This window comes from Duganella vulcania, assembly GCF_009857655.1.
Lineage (GTDB): Bacteria > Pseudomonadota > Gammaproteobacteria > Burkholderiales > Burkholderiaceae_D > Rugamonas > Rugamonas vulcania.
The window spans coordinates 1-296 of sequence record NZ_WWCX01000323.1; the positions used below are offsets into that span (position 1 = coordinate 1).

The window sequence follows — 296 nt, forward strand, 5'->3', positions numbered from 1 at the left end:
GTAGACCGCCTGGGGAGTACGGTCGCAAGATTAAAACTCAAAGGAATTGACGGGGACCCGCACAAGCGGTGGATGATGTGGATTAATTCGATGCAACGCGAAAAACCTTACCTACCCTTGACATGGCTGGAATCCCTGAGAGATTGGGGAGTGCTCGAAAGAGAACCAGTACACAGGTGCTGCATGGCTGTCGTCAGCTCGTGTCGTGAGATGTTGGGTTAAGTCCCGCAACGAGCGCAACCCTTGTCATTAGTTGCTACGAAAGGGCACTCTAATGAGACTGCCGGTGACAAACC

Annotated in this window: 1 rRNA gene; it reads left to right on the top strand. The window is 52.4% G+C overall.

Going from position 1 to position 296, the window contains the following annotated elements:
• Window positions 1-296 (top strand): 16S ribosomal RNA (locus tag GTP90_RS36215); the annotation flags it as partial.